Annotated in this window: 16 protein-coding genes and 1 pseudogene; 4 read left to right on the forward strand and 13 right to left on the reverse strand. The window is 40.2% G+C overall.

The features are described from left to right. Positions 1-37: 37 nt before the first annotated feature. Positions 38-2,140: a fatty acid oxidation complex subunit alpha FadJ gene (fadJ, locus tag OC457_RS10035; RefSeq protein ID WP_080172969.1), complete on the reverse strand. Its 2,103-nt coding sequence runs from the start codon at positions 2,138-2,140 to the stop codon at positions 38-40. Then, positions 2,140-3,450 (reverse strand): acetyl-CoA C-acyltransferase FadI, encoded by a 1,311-nt coding sequence (gene fadI, locus OC457_RS10040; RefSeq protein ID WP_080172968.1) that lies wholly within the window; start codon positions 3,448-3,450, stop codon positions 2,140-2,142. Before fadI ends, fadJ begins: the two co-directional genes overlap by 1 nt. 613 nt (positions 3,451-4,063) lie before the next feature. Between fadI and OC457_RS10045 the strand changes: the two genes are divergently transcribed. From OC457_RS10045 to OC457_RS10060, 4 genes are all read left to right on the forward strand, one after another. Then, positions 4,064-4,627, forward strand: a complete 564-nt coding sequence (locus OC457_RS10045; protein WP_080172967.1) for a sigma-70 family RNA polymerase sigma factor — start codon at positions 4,064-4,066, stop codon at positions 4,625-4,627. Next, complete coding sequence (locus tag OC457_RS10050) at positions 4,620-5,354, forward strand: DUF3379 family protein (protein WP_080172966.1); 735 nt, start codon at positions 4,620-4,622, stop codon at positions 5,352-5,354. Before OC457_RS10045 ends, OC457_RS10050 begins: the two co-directional genes overlap by 8 nt. 276 nt (positions 5,355-5,630) lie before the next feature. After that, positions 5,631-6,824 (forward strand): outer membrane protein transport protein, encoded by a 1,194-nt coding sequence (locus OC457_RS10055; protein ID WP_080172965.1) that lies wholly within the window; start codon positions 5,631-5,633, stop codon positions 6,822-6,824. Positions 6,825-7,182: 358 nt separating this feature from the next. Further along, positions 7,183-8,463, forward strand: a complete 1,281-nt coding sequence (locus OC457_RS10060; protein ID WP_080173321.1) for an outer membrane protein transport protein — start codon at positions 7,183-7,185, stop codon at positions 8,461-8,463. Between the two features lie 52 nt (positions 8,464-8,515). Here the strand turns inward: OC457_RS10060 and OC457_RS10065 are convergent. The 11 genes and pseudogenes from OC457_RS10065 to ccmA form a co-directional block, all read right to left on the reverse strand. Continuing rightward, positions 8,516-9,854, reverse strand: a pseudogene (locus OC457_RS10065) (IS4 family transposase). A 131-nt stretch (positions 9,855-9,985) separates the two neighbouring features. Next, on the reverse strand, positions 9,986-10,789 hold the full coding sequence (locus OC457_RS10070) for an MlaA family lipoprotein (RefSeq protein WP_080172963.1): 804 nt from the start codon (positions 10,787-10,789) through the stop codon (positions 9,986-9,988). A gap of 72 nt (positions 10,790-10,861) precedes the next feature. Next, on the reverse strand, positions 10,862-12,151 hold the full coding sequence (ccmI, locus tag OC457_RS10075) for a c-type cytochrome biogenesis protein CcmI (protein ID WP_080172961.1): 1,290 nt from the start codon (positions 12,149-12,151) through the stop codon (positions 10,862-10,864). Further along, complete coding sequence (locus OC457_RS10080) at positions 12,148-12,663, reverse strand: cytochrome c-type biogenesis protein (RefSeq protein ID WP_080173320.1); 516 nt, start codon at positions 12,661-12,663, stop codon at positions 12,148-12,150. Before OC457_RS10080 ends, ccmI begins: the two co-directional genes overlap by 4 nt. Continuing rightward, on the reverse strand, positions 12,663-13,244 hold the full coding sequence (locus OC457_RS10085) for a DsbE family thiol:disulfide interchange protein (RefSeq protein WP_080172959.1): 582 nt from the start codon (positions 13,242-13,244) through the stop codon (positions 12,663-12,665). The genes OC457_RS10080 and OC457_RS10085 overlap by 1 nt, the downstream gene beginning before the upstream one ends. Further along, entirely contained in the window at positions 13,237-15,228 is a 1,992-nt protein-coding gene (locus OC457_RS10090; protein WP_080172957.1) for a heme lyase CcmF/NrfE family subunit, read from the reverse strand. Before OC457_RS10090 ends, OC457_RS10085 begins: the two co-directional genes overlap by 8 nt. A gap of 3 nt (positions 15,229-15,231) precedes the next feature. Next, positions 15,232-15,714, reverse strand: coding sequence for a cytochrome c maturation protein CcmE (gene ccmE / locus OC457_RS10095; protein WP_080172955.1), 483 nt, complete (start codon positions 15,712-15,714; stop codon positions 15,232-15,234). Beyond that, a complete protein-coding gene (ccmD, locus tag OC457_RS10100; RefSeq protein ID WP_080172953.1) occupies positions 15,711-15,917 on the reverse strand; it encodes a heme exporter protein CcmD in 207 nt (68 codons plus the stop codon). Before ccmD ends, ccmE begins: the two co-directional genes overlap by 4 nt. Before the next feature lie 7 nt (positions 15,918-15,924). After that, positions 15,925-16,656 carry a heme ABC transporter permease gene (locus OC457_RS10105; protein ID WP_080172950.1) on the reverse strand — a complete coding sequence of 244 codons (732 nt, stop codon included), beginning with the start codon at positions 16,654-16,656 and terminating at the stop codon, positions 15,925-15,927. Between the two features lie 117 nt (positions 16,657-16,773). Then, positions 16,774-17,442 (reverse strand): heme exporter protein CcmB, encoded by a 669-nt coding sequence (ccmB, locus tag OC457_RS10110; protein ID WP_080172948.1) that lies wholly within the window; start codon positions 17,440-17,442, stop codon positions 16,774-16,776. Positions 17,443-17,450: 8 nt separating this feature from the next. Continuing rightward, a complete protein-coding gene (gene ccmA, locus OC457_RS10115; RefSeq protein ID WP_080172946.1) occupies positions 17,451-18,098 on the reverse strand; it encodes a cytochrome c biogenesis heme-transporting ATPase CcmA in 648 nt (215 codons plus the stop codon). Position 18,099 lies beyond the last annotated feature (1 nt).

Here is an 18,099-nt window from a genome sequence, read left to right on the forward strand (position 1 = left end):
ATATAAATGGGGGTTTTATCATGCTAAAAATAAAGCATTAATAAAACCGTTTTTCTGCTTGTGCCATTTCAACTAAATAATCACAAGGTGCAAATCGTTCACCATAAGAGTCACTGTATTGACGCATCATATCGACCACTAAATCGATACCTAAATGATCCATATAACTAAATGGTCCACCAAGAAACGGAGGAAAACCAATACCAAAAATAGCCCCAATATCACCGTCACGAACGGATTGAATAACCCCCTCATCCAAACAACGTGCAGCTTCATTCAACATCATTAAAGTACAACGAATTGCAATTTCCACTTCGGTTAATTGTTGTTGAGGCTCAACACCGAGTAAGGTATAAACAGATTTATCTACTTCTTTACTCTTAGTGTTATATAAATAAAAACCTTTGCCATTTTTACGGCCTTGACGACCATCTTGTTGCAGCCATTCAAACATTGCAAGAGGGGCAAAACGTTCGCCTAATTCCGCTTCTAAAATTGGACTGATCTTAGCGCCAATATCAACTCCAACTTCATCAAGTAATGTTATTGGTCCAACAGGAAAACCAAAATTAAGCAATGCAGTATCTATATGTTCAATCGGCTCGCCAGCTAATAATATTTGAGCCGCTTCATTCATATATGGCGCTAAAATACGGTTAACATAAAAACCGGCTTTATCTGCAACAACAATCGGAGTTTTACCTTGTTTTTTGGCTAGGGCGACTACGGTTGCAATGGTTGTTGGGGACGTTGTTGTATGAGGAATTACTTCCACTAGTGGCATTTTTTCAACAGGGCTAAAATAGTGTAAACCAACAATATTTTGTGGTCGCTGAGCATTTTTAGCAATTTGATGAATAGGAATAGATGATGTATTCGTTGCAAAAATTGTATGCTCAGATGTATTGGCTTCAATTTCTTGAACCATCTGCTGTTTAAGCGCAACATCTTCAAATACAGCTTCAATCACTACATCAGCATGTGCCATTCCACGATAATCTGTCCCACCTGTAATACGTAACATCTGCTGTTGAAGCTGTGGTTTTCGAATAATACGTCGTTGGCATTGCTTATTTAAAATAGCGTAGTTGTACGCTAATGCATGTTGAATACCATCGTTAGTAATATCTTTAATTCGCACCGCATAGCCCGCTTTAATCGCAGAGACATGAGCAATTCCGCCTCCCATTAAACCGCCACCAAGTATTGCGATTCGATCAATGTTAATCGGCTCAGCATCAGCGCCTTTTTCTTTTTTCATTGCTGTCGTGGCAAAGAAAATATCACGTAAGGCTCTTGATTCCGTCGTCATAACTAAATCACCAAAAACCTTCGCTTCTTGTTCAAGCCCAGCTTTCATCCCTTTTTCTAAGCCGTATTTTACGGTATCTAAAATCGCATCAATTGCAGGATAACAACCACGGGCTTTTTGTTGGGCTTTTTTAGCGGCCTGATCAAACACAACACTTCGACCAAACGCATTACCCGCCATCGCCCAGTCTTGAAATGAATGGGTTCGAATAGGTTTAGCCGTTAACGCTATTTTTTCAGCCACTTGTAACAAAATACTCAACGGAACGACTTGATCAACAATGCCTTTTTTAAGCGCTTGTTTCGCTCGTAATTGCTTGCCCGTTAGCATCAATTCTAAACTATTAGCCACACCAATTAATCGCGGTAAACGTTGTGTCCCCCCCGAACCTGGCAACAAACCTAATTGCACTTCAGGTAATCCTAACCGTGTAATATCAGCTTCAGTACAAATACGACTATGACAAGCCAATGCTAGCTCTAATCCTCCGCCTAGACACGGTCCATGAATAGCGGCTACAACATGAATAGGCAAATCTTCAAGGGCCATAAATAGTTGTTGGCCTTTATTTGCTAATGCTTCAGCTTCAGCGGCAGTTTCACAGTTAGCCAACATTCGAATATCAGCACCAGCAATGAAATTATCCGTTTTACCTGAATAAACCACTAATCCTTTGAGATCGGTATGGGTACTCAATTCCATTAAGACAGCACTAACTTGGTCAGCAAAAGCCGCTTGTAACGTATTCATGGTTTCATTAGCAACATCGATTTTAAGCCAACCGATGCCATTATCACCATAAGATAAACTAAATGCAGATTGTGTCATTATTCTGCCTCCAAAATCATCGCAGCACCCAGACCACCCGCAGCACAAGCGGTATTCAGTGCAAAACCTCCGCCTCGACGTTGCAATTCATGTAATGTTTGAATAATCATTCTGGCGCCAGTAGCAGCAAAAGGATGACCATAAGCAATAGAACCGCCTAATACATTAAACTTATCCATATCGATATCGCCAATGGCATTGGACCGACCCAGTTTTTGTTTTGCAAACCGTTGAGATCCAAACATCTTTACGTTAGCTAATGTCTGTGCTGCAAATGCCTCATGCATATCAATTAAGCTTAAATCGCCAAGGGTTAATCCAGCCCGTTCAAGTGCTAACGGGCTCGCATAAGCCGGACCCATTAGCATATCTTCAGTAACATCAATGGCAGCAAACGCATACGACCGAATATATCCTAGAGGTGTTAGTCCTAATTCTTTCGCCCGCCCTTCTCGCATTAACAAGATCGCAGCGGCCCCATCCGTTAATGGCGTTGAATTGGCCGCAGTAACACTGCCATGTAATCGATCAAAAGCAGGCGTTAACTTTGCGTATGTTGCCAATGTTGAATCTTGGCGAACATTATTATCACGATCAATCCATTGTTGATAAGGTGCTGAAAATGCTGTCATTACTTCATGACTAAGCACTCCATCTTGCCATGCTTGTGCGGCTAAACAATGAGAACGATGGGCAAACGCATCTTGTTCTTCGCGACTAATCGCATGACTTTTTGCCATTTGTTCAGCCGTTTGCCCCATACTTAGACCTGTGGAATATTCTGCAACGGCAGGAGGAACTGGCATTAAATCTTTAACACTTAACGCACTGATTAATTTCAAACGGGCGGGCATCGTTTTAGCTTTGCTAAGTGCCAATAATGTTGCTGCCATTTTTTTACTTACCCCAATCGGAAGCATTGAGGTTGAATCTGCGCCGCCAGCAATACCAATATCAATCGTACCTGCCATAATACTTTCAGTGACATTAACGGCAGCTTGAAAACTAGTTGCACAGGCGCGGCTGACACTATAAGCATCAGTATGAACATTCATTCCGGTCCCTAATACAATTTCACGCGCAATATTGGGGGCTTCTGGCATCTGGACAACTTGCCCAAAGACAACTTGTTCAATTAACTGAGGATCAAAATCAGCCGTTTGCAACATTTCATTGATAACTAATTTACCCAAATCAAGGGCTGATAAACGATCAAATGCGGTTGATTGACGTGCGAATGGCGTTCGTAAACCGCTAACAATAGCAATACGTTCACCGTTATGTGTGGTGATTTTTTGAAGACCCGTCATCGCAACTCCTTGTCACAATTATAATTAACCTATATCACGAGGTCAGACCTCACAATTGTAACCATAAAGTTATGGAATTAAAAATATTTGTTTAAATTTTGCGATAAAATGACATTATAAGTAAAAAATGCTTACATTTAAGTCGGTTATGGTATAGAAATAATCAACACTATTTAGGATTAGTATTATTGCGCTAACGAATCTTTTTGAAAGGAATAATAAGGCATAAAATTAAGACAAAAAAAAACCACACCCTCAGGTATGGTTCGAATTAATGCAGAAAGCAATCAATCTACATAATAAAATAATCAATTAACATAAAGCCAATTGCAAATCAGGATAAACCTGATAGGAGAAAGTAAAGTCAGCCTTCAAAAGGAAGTTGTCATCTTGCTCAACAGACGGTGTTAACTATTATTAAGTTATTCAACTTGACAATAACCTCAACCATCAGATGACGCGACCACTATAACCTACCACTCAAAACAGAATTTGCACCAGATCAATTTTATTGCGGTTTATGCGCTCTAAACTATAAAAAAACATCATACATCATCCAAAGGCTAGTAGATGACATCATTAATTGATGCAATAACGCTAAGCAGGCACATCAATGATAAAAAAATTTTTTAGTAACAAAAAGGCTTCTGCTACGGTCTGTTTAAATATGAATAAACAAAAACGTTATGAAGCCCTTGTTCGAGCTTGGCATCAAGACCTATATCGCTATGCGTATTGGCTCTGTCATGATCCCCATATTGCCGAAGATTTAGTGCAGGAGACATGTCTGCGTGCATGGAAATCATTAGATAATTTGCAAGATGATAATGCCGCCAAAGCCTGGCTAATCACTATATTACGGCGTGAAAATGCACGTCGATTTGAACGAAAACAATTTGATTTAGTAGATATTGATGATCATCATATAGCAGACACAAAACCCAGTATTGAAATGGATACTGAACAATATTTACTGCACCGATTAATTATGAAGCTAACACCAGAATATCGAGAGCCTCTGATACTACAAGTCATGGCTGGGTTTAATGGTGATGAAATAGCTGGAATCTTAAATCTTAATCGTAATACTGTTATGACGCGACTTTTTCGTGCTCGAAACCAATTAAAAGAACAACTTGAAAAAAAAACAACTCAACAGGGGAATCATAATGGATGATCTAGAGTTTCGTCGGCGCCTTTTGGCGAATCCGAATGATAATGATCCAGAACTGGTTAAGACTAAAAATCAGTCGACGACTAATCGTCACTTCGCTAATGAGTTACAACAATTAGATCTTAAATTAAAACAAACAATTAATGTCGATATTCCAGAAAATCTTGCTGATCGCATTCTGTTTCATCAATCAAGTCAGGCGCAACCAAAAAATCATCATCCGTATAAACGTTATTTATCTTACGGATTAGCAGCATCCGTGATGTTTTTTGTCGGTGTCATGGTGGGTCAACAACAGCTTTCCCCTCAACAACCACAATCACAAGTATTTACACCAACCTCAATGTCAGCGATAGCATTACAACACGTCAACGCTGAAGCACGGTTTGTTGAACATACCGATGAAGCAGTTACATTGCAGCAAGTTAATGCCAAACTTAAACCATTTGGTACCAGTATGAACCAATTACCCGGTCATATTTACTACCTGAATTATTGTGGCTTTGATGGTAACCGCGCATTACATATGATTGTAGGAACAGACAAAGGCAAAATGACCGTCTTTATAGTGCCGCAAACAAGTTCACAAATAGCGACAGATAGTGACAATATCAATCAAAGTTTATTATTACCGCTCCAAGATGCCAGCTTAATCGTTGTCGGTGATAAAGACGATAAATTAATGCCAATCGCAGAAAAGCTTAAATCTGAACTTTATTGGCAAATCTAGCTTAGCCATCTTCTCTATATAACAGCTGAAAACTCGATATTGGTATTTAAGTATCGATTTTCACTGTTATTTGTCATACGAATTGTAGCGAAAACTGCAGAAATTCCGCGTAAAATGATACCAAATGAACTCAAATGTTCGCTAAAAAGTATTTTTAAGTGTCTAAAGTACTGGTCAGCTTTGATCGTGTCTTCTCCCCCCCTACAATCATCGCCAATCAGTCATACATAGACTGGACTAATAAATATAAAAATCATGATCAGGAATCATAAACGCATGAACAAGAAGCAGATATTTACACGCTCAGTTATTACTGTAGCTATCGCCGTAGCATCATCACAAACAATGGCTGCAGGTTTTCAATTGAATGCCCAATCAGCCACGGGTTTAGGTCGTGCATTCTCTGGTGATGGTGTTATTGCTGATAACGCATCAACCATGGCTAAAAACGCCGCTTCAATGGCTCTTTTTGACGCGCCTGCATTATCATTAGGTGTTATTGCTATTGATACTGATGTTCAAGTAAAAAACACTAAATTTCTAGGGCAGAATATTGATAATGCATCAATTGGTGGCACTAGTTACGCACCAAACATCTACTACATTCAACCTATCAACGATAAATTTTCAGTAGGTGCTTCGCTGTATTCAAACTTTGGCACTAAAACTGAGTTTAAAGAAGGTTATAAAGCTGATCTTTTTGGCGGCTTAACGGACGTTAAAAGTGTTAACTTAGGTTTAAGTGCTGCTTACCGTATTAACCAACACTTTAGCGTGGGTGGTGGTTTAGACATTATTCATGGTAGCGGTAAACTACAACGTGGTAATGCACAAGCATTGAATATCGATGCTGATGGTATGGCATTAGGCTACAACCTTGGCGCTATTTATGAATACAATCAAAATAACCGCTTTGGTTTATCTTACCGTTATAGCCCGACGCTAAAAGCGAAAGGTGATATTCATTATGCGGGTAAAAATTTAAGTAACGAAAAATTGATCATGCCATTACCAGACATGATTGAGTTTTCTGGCTTTAACAAACTTAATGATAAATTTGCGGTGCATTATAGTGTGCAATGGATCCGTTGGAGTGAGTTTGATAATTTAGCCACAACGGGTAATTCTTTCAGTAAACAATATGAATGGCAGGATGGCTGGCACTACTCATTAGGTGGTACTTACTACCTCAACAACGATTGGACATTGCGTGCTGGTTACATGCATGACACCAGTGCTCAAAATGAGCGTACCTCTATCTCTGTACCAGATTCTGCCCGTAACTGGTTATCAAGTGGTTTCAGCTACCATATTGACAGTAAATCAACCATCGACTTTGGTCTAACTTACCTAATTGGTAAAGATGTTAATGTTAATGAAAAACTTTCAGATAAGTTACCTATTGGCATAAAAGCAACTACACGTGCTGATGCATGGCTATATGGTCTTCAATATAGCCGTTCATTCTAATTTGAGCGTACAGTAACAGCTAATTTTAAAAAGAAGCCACTATGGCTTCTTTTTTATGCCCTTATTTAACAGAAATTTTTATTCTATTTACTATAAAAGACTAAAAAACGAAGAATAGCGAGCAATTTTCCACAAATATAACTGACTATATTTACATTATTTTTCGTACAAGTGTACGCTCAAATATGAATACACCCCAGCAAATGAATAATTTATACCCGATAAAAAACCACAATATAAAGAATTTTAAGCATAATCTATTTAATCAGACCATTTTATAAGATAGCTTTTAACGCATTTTATTGCTGCGGGTATGATTTACGCCATTATTTCGATCAACAATAAGCTTTTTTATAACATGAATAAAAATAAAATCACTTTAGCATTAGCGATTACTGCTGCTGTAGGCATCAGCAATCAAGCTACCGCTGCAGGTTTTCAGTTAGCTGAATATTCAGCAACGGGCCTAGGACGAGCTTTCGCTGGTGAAGCTGCAATGGCAGATAACGCCAGCGCCCAGTTCCGCAACCCCGCAATGCTAACGTATTTAACAGGCATCCAAATTTCTACGGGTGCTATTTATGTTGATCCCAATATTGATATTACTGGCACCCATTCATTATTAGGTCAAACTGGTAGTTCTGATTTTGCTAATAACGCCGTTATCCCTAATTTTTATTTTTCTCGCCCATTAACGGATAAAGCAACAATTGGTATTGCGTTTGGTACGCATTTTGGCATGCGTACCGACCTTGGTACTGATTTTAAAGCTGCTATGTTTGGTAACCAAGCTGAAATTCATACCGTTGAGATCAACCCTAACCTTGGTTACAAAATTAATGACCAATTAAGTGTGGGGGCAGGTGTACGTTATGTGATGGCAAGCGGTCACTTTGGTGCGGCAGTACCAACAAATGCATCATTAGGTATGCTGCAACCCCTAGCAGGGAAAAATCTTAAGTTCATGGAAGGTGAAGATAATGCATGGGGCTGGCAAGCAGGCACCGCATGGCAGATTAACGCGAATAACCGCATTGGTGTTAGCTACCAATCAGCGGTTAAACTCAACCTTGAAGGTCATGCTAATGGTATTGGTTTTGATGGTACAGGTAAAGGTTCATACGCAGGTACATTACCAATCGAACTACCCGCATCTGCTGAAATAGCTAGCTTCCACCAATTAAATGATCAGTGGGCTGTGCATGCAAGTGTTAACTGGACCGATTGGAGTGCCTTTGAAAAACTAGAAGCCAATATTCCAGATCTTAATGGCCCTGTAGATATCAAACCAGAAAATTGGAAAGACAACTACCGCTTTGCTGTTGGTACGACTTACCAAGCAACCAATAAGCTAGTTTTACGTTCTGGTATTGCCTATGACACGTCAGCGGTTGATGAAGCGAACCGAACCCAAACCATTCCTGAAACTGATCGTACATGGTTAAGTGTTGGTGCAGGTTATGCATGGTCTGAAAACCTAACCTTCGATGCTGGCTTTACTTATATTTTTGCTAAAAAAGCCCACATGCTTGAGCAAGAAAAAGGCAGCGGTGCTATCGGCGAGATGCTAGGCCAATTTGACGGTCAAACATCTGGTCACATTTGGCTTGCAGGTGTACAGGCAAGTTACCGCTTCTAACCTGATATGTATTAGCAGTAATAAAAAGACCGCCTATTATGGCTAACACCTATCACTTAAGGTGTTTGGAACGAACTGGATAACGAGTTTTATTGATACGAACGGCTCTCTGCTTGGGCCGTTTTCTTCGTTCAGGTAATATGTAACGCTTTACTTGTTTTCTCATTGCTCTCAGTTTTTGAGGAATTGAACCTGGTGAAGCGATGGCACACCACATTAATTCATCTTGAATATCTCTTAACGCCATCATAAAACTTATCCGTAATGGTGAAACATTCGCTTCTGCCGCTATTCTACTTATTTCTAAGCGAACAAGATTATAAGCTATCAATATTCCCCAGATTTCTTGCTCAATACCTTCTACTGATTGACTACGCAATAATATTTCATCTTCAAGCATGTCATGTTTTATTTCACCATAACTGTTTTCTATCTCCCAACGTTCGAAATAAACATCAAGCAAAGCTTGATAGTTATAATGGTCACCAACTAAGGAAGTAAGAAGCCCTTGGATATGATTTTTTTGAGTTTTTTCTGGATACAGCACTAATCTAGCCTGCCATTTTTCAGGCAGGCTTGGGTCTTTAGTTCTGGCATATTTGGATACATCCATTTCTACAATCAAATCTCGTCCTGCTTCATCAAGCTGCTTAATGACGGTATATCGTGTATTAGACTTAATTGGAGTCATCCAATGACTCGAACCATGCTGACGTTGCCAATTAATCATCAACTCGGCGCCAAGATAACATCGGTCAAAAATAGTTAAAGAATCTGGCGCTATTGAAGATATAAGCTGTTTAGCATAGTTCTCCTCACCAATATTGCTGGGACCAAATGCTACGTTATGTATTAAACGACTACGAAGGGAGCATAAAGCACACAACCTGACGATAGGGTATTCTGTATGCTGTATGCTGTATCTTACCGTGTTTGACATACTGAAAGTGATTCGCTAACTCTGGAGTATCATGACTTCTAAATTGAGTTCCATCGACAGAGAAAAGGCGCAAGCCTTTCCATGTGTCTTTGCTATCTTCGGCTTTCGTCCAATATTTGGCCGTGAGTGAGAAAAGTGCTTTTAGAGGCTGTGCTGTCAATCGTTTTCGCGCCTGAGGGATAGCACTTGGTGCAATAGAATCACCTTGTGATCGCGATAATTGCAAATCAAGTTTATTTAAAACATCGGTTATCGATCTATTACGATATAGACCAATTCCAACGATTAACCAAACAACCAATTCCGCAGGTAATTTTCGTCTGCGTATACTGGCCTTATTGGTTTCATCTAATGCTTGTTGAATCCACTCAAGAGGTAAGTCTCTTTGAAATAATGAGAGTGATTCTGGTGCTGCAAACGCATCTACATCAATGAGCCAATGTGACAACATAAAAAATACCCTCAGTTTTGCAAAACTGAGGGTATTTTTAACTATCTGAAAGATCATGCAACCTATCAATTTCTTAAGTGATAGGTGTTAGCCTATTATGGCGGTCTTTTTATATTGATGCAGCAATAAAATTAATCGTTATCGATTTCATCTAAATAGCTATCATCAAATGTTTCAGCTACCGGTTGAGTGCTTACTTTGCCATCACTCGCGGTAAAATTCTTATATTGAATATACGCATCACGAGTGAAGATATATGGATCTGGCGAATTATTTAGGATCGCTTCTTGGTTAACTAATGCAGCACGATCTTCCATACCCTCAAAGATCCACTTACCTAAGCCTTCCCAGAAGTTTAATAGACTCAATGGTAAATATAAATCATCAACTGAATCAGTAAAGCCTCTAAACGTAATCGGACCATAAACAGGTAGCATCAAATAAGGACCATTACCAACACCGTAATAGCCTAATGTGTCACCAAAATCACGATCTTGTACTTTATTAATATCTGCTGCTGATGCAATATCAATCAAACCCGCTAAACCAAAAACAGTATTAATCCAAAAGCGGTTAAAATGGGTTAACGCATCTTTGCCATGTAGTGTTAATAGGCTATTCACCATACTTGCAGGCTCATCAAGATTTGATAAAAAATTAGCGATACCTGTACGTGCAAATGACGGTGTATAGTTCACATAAGCCAATGAGATTGGGCGAGCAACATATGGATCTAAATAATTAAAGTTTAAATCCCACATCGTGCGGTTAAAACCTTCAAACGGATCGTATACAGCATTTGCCGCAGTATTGTCACCATCAATATGATCAACAACGTTAGTTGATACCGTTTGTTCAGTCGCTTTATCGGGTGATTGAGCACAGCCCACCATGCCGATGCTTAAAACAATTATCAGTAATAGCTTTCTATTCAAAACATACACCTAATAAAAAACAGGCTGAATTCTCATATTCAGCCTGTCTTATTCACTTTAGCAATAAATTAATTAATATTGCTTATTAATGACAAACGCTGTTTCGCCGCCTAAAGGAGTTTGGCTACTTTGACCGTACCAATCACCTTGTTTGGTCATCACGTTACTATCGCTATCCACACGTGCTTTAATGATCATCTCTGATAATGATGATAGTTGTCGTTGTGGAATCATGCTGTCTTTATCTGTTAACGTCACCGTTAATGGAAATGTCGTTGATAATGGCAATTTCACAGCAGCAATTGGCATTGGTGAACCATCAGCATCATACACAGAAATAATAATATTTCCCTGCTTTGGCAACACAACGTTTTTACCTAGTGCTATAGTAGCAGTAACTTGCTTATCTGTATCAACATTTTGTGTTTCAGATACAGGTGCCTTCTCATCAATAGCCGTTGGATCAGGTGCAACTTTTGAACCATCACCATTTCCAATCCGCATTTTCGCTCGTTCAATACTACGTGTTAGCATTGGCGTACGTGAATCATTCGGACCAATAAGCGTTTTCATCATCGTCCAGTAATCGACGGCCTGTTGATAATGTTTATGTTCAAAGGCATCAAACGCTAATAACGACAATGCTTGAACGTTAGTATGATCACTTTTGATCACCTGACGTAAAAGTTGACGAGCGAGATCACTTTGACCAGGTCTACCACTTAGCATCAATGTTTGCGCGTAGCCTAAACGAATATCAAGATCAACCGGATTAAGATCATAAGCGCGTTTCATTGCCATTTCAGCCGTTGCACCATCGCGGTTAGCAATAGCAATACGCCCTAACAGTAACCATCCCATTGGATCATCACCGTCTTTGTGCAATTTAGTACGCAACGCTAAGGTCAAATCAGACATGTCTTGATCAGACAGCGGTTCGTTAGAAGCGTTATCACCCATTAATCGTTGTGTTAGCTCTGGTAAGCGATTAACGGCTTGATGCCATGCTTCAACTTTAGCACTACTACCGACTGCGCCATAAACACCATAACAAATACCCACTATCAAAATAAGACCTGGTACAATCATTGCGGGGCTAACATGGGTTGCTTGTTTCTTTTCAGCAACAGGTAAGTCATCCAATAATGTTTGTTGTAAGTCAGACACCATATCTTGCTGACTATCGACCAAACCTTCTTGGGATTCTTCTTCAAGTTCATGAATACGATCTTTAAAGAAGGCTTTATTTAGTTCATCTCGGCTTGCCGTATCGTCATATTCTTTACCGACATACATCGGAATTACAAAGATGGCGATCGCAATTAAAACCAAAACAGCGGTTAAAATCCAAAACAGCGTCATTTATTTACCTTTGTTTGATTATTGGTAGCTTCAGTATCTTGCTGCGCCATTTCAGCCAACAACCCCTGCAAACGTTCCGACTCAACATCATCAAGTGGTTCATCTTTCGCTAATTCACTTTTTTTGCGTGAACGATAAACCAAGATGGTAAAACCAATAACAATAAAACCAATAGGCCCTGCCCATAAGATCATTGTTGATGCCGTCACAGCAGGATCGTAAGTTACAAAATTACCGTAACGCGCAATCATATAATCAATGACTTGCTGGTTGGTTTTGCCTTCTTTTAACAGTTCAAACGTCTTCATGCGCATATCTTCTGCTAAGGTTGCATTAGAATCGGCAATACTGTTATTTTGACATTTAGGACAACGTAAAGTCTCTGTTAGCTCTTGAAACTGCTTCTCTTGTGCCGGATTTTTAAAATCATACACATCAATTGCAGCCAATGCTGGCGCAACCATTGAAAAGGTCAGTCCTAGTGCGAACATTAAAGCAAAAAAGCGTTTCATCATGCTTTTGCCTCCGCTTGCTTGTTGTTAGCCTTTGCTTCCGCTTGTAATTTTTTATACAACGGCTCAAGAGTTTTGTTCCAGTTTTCTGGATTAACATCTCCCACATGGCGGTAACGAATAATACCATTAGCATCAATTAAGAATGTTTCAGGTGCGCCATAAACGCCCAGATCCATTCCTAACATGCCATTACCATCAAACAGAGAAATCATATAAGGATTTCCCAGTTCTTTAAGCCATCTAATCGCTTTAGGTCGCTGATCTTTGTAGTTTAAACCAATGATCTTCACCCCTTGTTCAGCAAGAGTATTTAGATATTGGTGTTCAGCTTGACAGGTTGGACACCATGTCGCCCACACATTTAAGAGTAATGGCTGACCTTTAAAGATCGTTTGCTGATATTCTTTACCAGGCTCAAACAAATCTTCTAGCTTAAAGGCTGGTACCGGTTTACCCACTAATACTGATTCAAGTTTTGTCGGATCATCACCTGCTGCGTTGCGGCTTAGTTGGACCATAAACATCACAACTAACCCTAAAAACAGCACTAAAGGAATAAATAATAGCTTCTTATTCATTAGTTAGCTTCGCCTCCGATTTTTGCTCATTTGCAGCAATATTCGCTGGTTTACGGAATCGGTAACGCTTATCGCTAATTGCAAAAGCACCACCAAGCGCCATCAAGAACGCCCCCATCCACATCCAGTTAACAAATGGTTTGTAGTAAATACGTACAGCCCATGCGCCGTCATTACCTAAACGCTCACCCATCGCAACATATAGATCACGAGTAAAGCCACTATCAATTGCAGCTTCTGTCATCATTGAACCGGCAACCGTGTAGTAACGTTTTTCTGCATGCAACGTTGTAATGTCAATACCACGACGACTAATTTCAAAGTCAGCCACATAGCCATCATAGTTAGAACCATCTGCATCGCGTAAACCTGCAAAATGGAAGTCATAGCCTTTAACGTTAACAGATTGTCCTGGTGACAAACGTAAATCACGTTCAATACCGTAATTTGATACTAATGTCATGCCAATGATAGCAATTGCTAACCCTAAGTGGCCTAACATCATCGCCCAGTGACTACGCCCTAATTTACCCAAACCTTCAAGGAAAGAGTGACGGTGCGTTGCACGACGGTAGATTTCAACTAAGTGCAGTACAATAATCCACACGGCCATCATTACACCGACAACCGCTAATGGCTCAACGACGCTTGCTGTTAAGTAAATAGCTAAGAATGAGAATGGAACAGTAAATACCGCACTCCATAACATTGGTTTAGCAATAGAAGCAAAGTTATCTCGCTTCCAACGAACCAGAGGACCGATACCCATTAAGAATGAGAATGGCACCATTAACCACGTAAACAACGTATTAAAGAACGGTTCACCAATAGAAACAGAACCTAAGCCTAATTGCTTATGAACTAACGGTAACAACGTACCAATTAATACCACTAATAACGCTGCAACTAATAATAAGTTGTTGGCTAACAAGAAGTTCTCACGAGAGAACAGTGCATAGTTACCACGAGAACGAATTTGACCACCACGTAGTGCATAAAGTAGTAATGAACCACCAATAACTACCACTAAGAAGCCAAGAATAAACATACCGCGCGATGGATCTGACGCAAATGCGTGCACAGAAACCAAGACGCCAGAACGTACTAAGAATGTACCCAATAAACTTAATGAGAATGCAGAAATTGCCAGTAATACAGTCCACGCTTTAAAAGTACCGCGCTTTTCAGTCACTGATAGTGAGTGCATTAATGCTGTACCCGCAAGCCATGGCATTAATGATGCGTTTTCTACTGGATCCCAGAACCACCAGCCACCCCAACCAAGTTCGTAGTAAGCCCACCATGAACCTAGTGCGATACCTAAAGTTAGAAATGACCATGCTGCAATTGTCCACGGACGTGACCAACGTGCCCAAGCCGTATCCAAACGCCCTGTCATTAATGATGCAATAGCAAAAGAAAACGCAACCGAGAAACCAACATAACCCATGTACAGCATTGGTGGGTGAACAATTAAACCGGGATCTTGCAATAATGGGTTTAAGTCACGACCTTGTACAGGGAAATCAGGTAATGTGCGCAAAAATGGATTTGACGTTACGATAATAAACAGTAAGAAACCTACCGCTACCATTCCCATAACGGAAAGTACACGTGCTACTGCATCTAGAGGCATTCCACGGCTAAATCGAGCAACAGCTGCTGCCCAACCCGCTTGGATAAGTACCCATAGCATTAATGAGCCTTCATGCCCGCCCCACACTGCGGTTAAACGGTAATACCATGGCAGTAAACTGGTTGAGTTACTGGCAACATACGCTACTGTAAAATCATTGCTATAGAACGACCAGCTCAAAATACCAAACGACAATGCAAGCATGCCGAATATTCCGTATGACAGCGGACGTGCCATACGCATCATTGCTTGGTTGCCAACCGTGGCACCATACAATGGGTAAATGCTGGCCAGCACCGACAGCGCAAGTGCGGCTATAAGAGCGAATTGGCCTAATTCAGGGATCATTGATCACTTACCTTGTAGTTGTTCTTCAGTGTATTTAAGTTGTTTATGGTTTATCTTCATTGCATCTGCTACTTCAGGTGGCATGTATTTTTCATCATGCTTTGCCAATACTTCACTGGCTTTAACTGTTGTTGGGTTAATCAATACCCCCTGTGCCACAATACCTTGGCCTTCACGGAATAGATCCGGCAAAATACCATCATAAATAACGGTAACAGAAGGACCAATATCAGCCACTTTAAATGAAATTCGTAATGATTTAGGATCACGTTTAACCGACCCTTTCACAACCATGCCGCCAATACGTAATCGCTGCCCAACTTCAGGCTTAGCACCACCATCAGACTTGCCATTAATCAATTCTGAAGGCGTATAAAATAGATTCATATTTTGGTTAAGTGCATATAACACCAACCCTACTGTTGCGCCGAGTCCAAGTACTAACGCCAGCACAATCACTAAACGTTTTTGACGTCTTGGGGTCATAGCGTATTCTCCAATGTTTTAGCTTCTTGAATGCGCTGTTCACGCGCCATTTTATTTTTAATTTCGCGTAACAAACGACGTTTCGTTGTTAAGCTTGAAAATAAAACCCATAACATCGATAGAAAAGAAATAGCGTAGGCACTCCATACGTAACTCGCATAACCACCCATCGCAAAAAAATCATTTATAGAATCAAAATACATAACGATCTCACTTCACCAATTTCTGCACCCAAGGGCGGTGACTCTCACGTGATAGAATTTCATTGCGTAACCGTATTAATGTAACAGCCGCAAAGAAACAACCAAAACCAAGTAGCATTACTAACAATGGCCATAGCATATCATTTGACATTGAAGGCTTGCCAAATTTAGAAATTGTTGCCCCTTGATGAAGGGTATTCCACCACTCAACAGAGTAGTGAATAATAGGAATATTAATCACGCCGACAATCGACAAAATACCTGCCGCTTTAGCTGCAGTTTTATGATCATCAAACGCGTTATATAAGGCAATTACACCAAGGTATAAAAATAATAAAATCAATTCAGAGGTTAAACGAGCATCCCAAACCCACCAAGCACCCCACATAGGTTTACCCCAAATAGCCCCAGTAATAAGAGCAATAAAAGTAAACACTGCGCCAATAGGTGCCATCGCAGCCGCTGCCATATCTGACATTCGAATCTGCCACACAAGTCCAATGAAAGAAGAAATAGCCATAGTTACATAAATACTCATCGACCAAATTGCAGAAGGTACGTGAATATAGATAATTCTAAAGCTATCACCTTGTTGGTAATCTGCGGGTACAAATAATAGTCCCCACACCGATCCCACTAAAATGGAGATCAAAGCGATAATAGAAAACCAAGGCAACAACTTACCGCATAGACGGTAGGTATTTTCTGCTTTAGCGTAGGGATGTAGCCACTTCCACATAATGCTCTCAACTTATAATCAATAATAAATACGTCACTGAGAGCAACATTATCACTCTCGCTTTCCTTACTGCGCCCCGTTCGATCTGGTATGCGCCTTAAAGAAAAATTTTATCGGTTAATGGACACTGATCCTTAATGATGCAGCCACAGCAAATGGCGCTAAGGTCAATGAGCCAACTAACATCGCACCCATAATGGCCAATTGACCATCATAAGCCATACCTAAACTTGCAGCCTCAATTGCTGAGGTGGCGAATATAAGCACAGGTATATATAAAGGTAATATGAGCAAGCTCAATAAAACGCCACCTTTTCGTAATCCAACCGTTAATGCCATACCAATAGCGCCTAAAAAGCTCAATGTCGGCGTGCCTATCAGTAACGTTAATAATACTGCAACCCAAGTATGCCAATTAAGTGACAATAAGATCGCTAATAACGGGCTAATTAGAATCAATGGCAATCCAGTAAGTAGCCAATGGGCAATCATTTTAGCAAAAGCTGTTACTGATAATGGTATTGGCATTAACAACATTTGTTCTAATGAACCATCAAGATAATCATCTCGAAACAAACGCTCCATCGATAACAATGCCGCTAATAATGCTGCTACCCAAATAATACCAGGGGCAATACGGGCTAATAAATTTGGCTCAGGCCCAATCCCTAGTGGAAACAGTGTAATAACAATAATAAAAAACCATAACGGATTAAAAATATCCGCCTGTCGACGATAAGCTATCAATAACTCTCGACGAATAATTTGAATAAGGGTGTTAAGCATTATTGTTATTATCCTAGCTTAATTTTTCTTAAACGGTCACTGTCGACAAACATGTCTTGGTGGGTAGTTAATAGCACCATTCCGCCACGTTCTGCATGCGCTAAAAAAAGCGCCTCAAGCACTTTTATGCCTTGTTTATCAATTGCCGTTAGCGGCTCATCAAGCACCCATAACTTATGATTACTTAACCATAATCGTGCTAATGCAACTCGCCGTTGTTGCCCTGCTGATAACTGCCCTGCACTGATATCTTCGCGCCCAGCTAAACCAACATGTGCCAATGCTTGCCACAACGCATCATCACCACTAACGGCTGGTGCGCCTTTGAGATCTGAGCCTTGTTGGCAGGTATGCATAGCCTGAAAAAAAGCCAAGTTCTCAAAGGCCGTAAGCTCACGCTTTACGCCAGTTTGATGACCTAAAAATAATAATGCTTGGTGGTAATCTTCACGCGCAGTCGCAATATTTTCATTACACCACTGCACTTCACCACTGTCTGAATGACCTAAGCCAGCAATAATCCTTAATAAGGTTGTCTTACCCGCCCCGTTAGGTCCTTCAATTTGAACTAATTCACCACTTGAAATAGTGAAATTTAATTCATCAAATAATACGCGTTCATCACGAACACAGCTCAAATTTGCTACTGACAACATA

The organism is Photobacterium toruni (assembly GCF_024529955.1).
GTDB classification, from domain to species: Bacteria; Pseudomonadota; Gammaproteobacteria; order Enterobacterales; family Vibrionaceae; genus Photobacterium; species Photobacterium toruni.

Bases quoted from the DNA above. Each gene is read 5' to 3' on its own strand.
- ccmB (WP_080172948.1), bottom strand. From the start codon at position 17,442: ATGCTTAACACCCTTATTCAAATTATTCGTCGAGAGTTATTGATAGCT.
- OC457_RS10080 (WP_080173320.1), bottom strand. From the start codon at position 12,663: ATGAAACGCTTTTTTGCTTTAATGTTCGCACTAGGACTGACCTTTTCA.
- ccmA (WP_080172946.1), bottom strand. From the start codon at position 18,098: ATGTTGTCAGTAGCAAATTTGAGCTGTGTTCGTGATGAACGCGTATTA.
- OC457_RS10060 (WP_080173321.1), top strand. From the start codon at position 7,183: ATGAATAAAAATAAAATCACTTTAGCATTAGCGATTACTGCTGCTGTA.
- OC457_RS10105 (WP_080172950.1), bottom strand. From the start codon at position 16,656: ATGTGGAAGTGGCTACATCCCTACGCTAAAGCAGAAAATACCTACCGT.
- OC457_RS10085 (WP_080172959.1), bottom strand. From the start codon at position 13,244: ATGAATAAGAAGCTATTATTTATTCCTTTAGTGCTGTTTTTAGGGTTA.
- ccmD (WP_080172953.1), bottom strand. From the start codon at position 15,917: ATGTATTTTGATTCTATAAATGATTTTTTTGCGATGGGTGGTTATGCG.
- ccmE (WP_080172955.1), bottom strand. From the start codon at position 15,714: ATGACCCCAAGACGTCAAAAACGTTTAGTGATTGTGCTGGCGTTAGTA.
- OC457_RS10050 (WP_080172966.1), top strand. From the start codon at position 4,620: ATGGATGATCTAGAGTTTCGTCGGCGCCTTTTGGCGAATCCGAATGAT.
- OC457_RS10055 (WP_080172965.1), top strand. From the start codon at position 5,631: ATGAACAAGAAGCAGATATTTACACGCTCAGTTATTACTGTAGCTATC.
- OC457_RS10045 (WP_080172967.1), top strand. From the start codon at position 4,064: ATGATAAAAAAATTTTTTAGTAACAAAAAGGCTTCTGCTACGGTCTGT.
- ccmI (WP_080172961.1), bottom strand. From the start codon at position 12,151: ATGACGCTGTTTTGGATTTTAACCGCTGTTTTGGTTTTAATTGCGATC.
- fadJ (WP_080172969.1), bottom strand. From the start codon at position 2,140: ATGACACAATCTGCATTTAGTTTATCTTATGGTGATAATGGCATCGGT.
- OC457_RS10090 (WP_080172957.1), bottom strand. From the start codon at position 15,228: ATGATCCCTGAATTAGGCCAATTCGCTCTTATAGCCGCACTTGCGCTG.
- fadI (WP_080172968.1), bottom strand. From the start codon at position 3,450: ATGACGGGTCTTCAAAAAATCACCACACATAACGGTGAACGTATTGCT.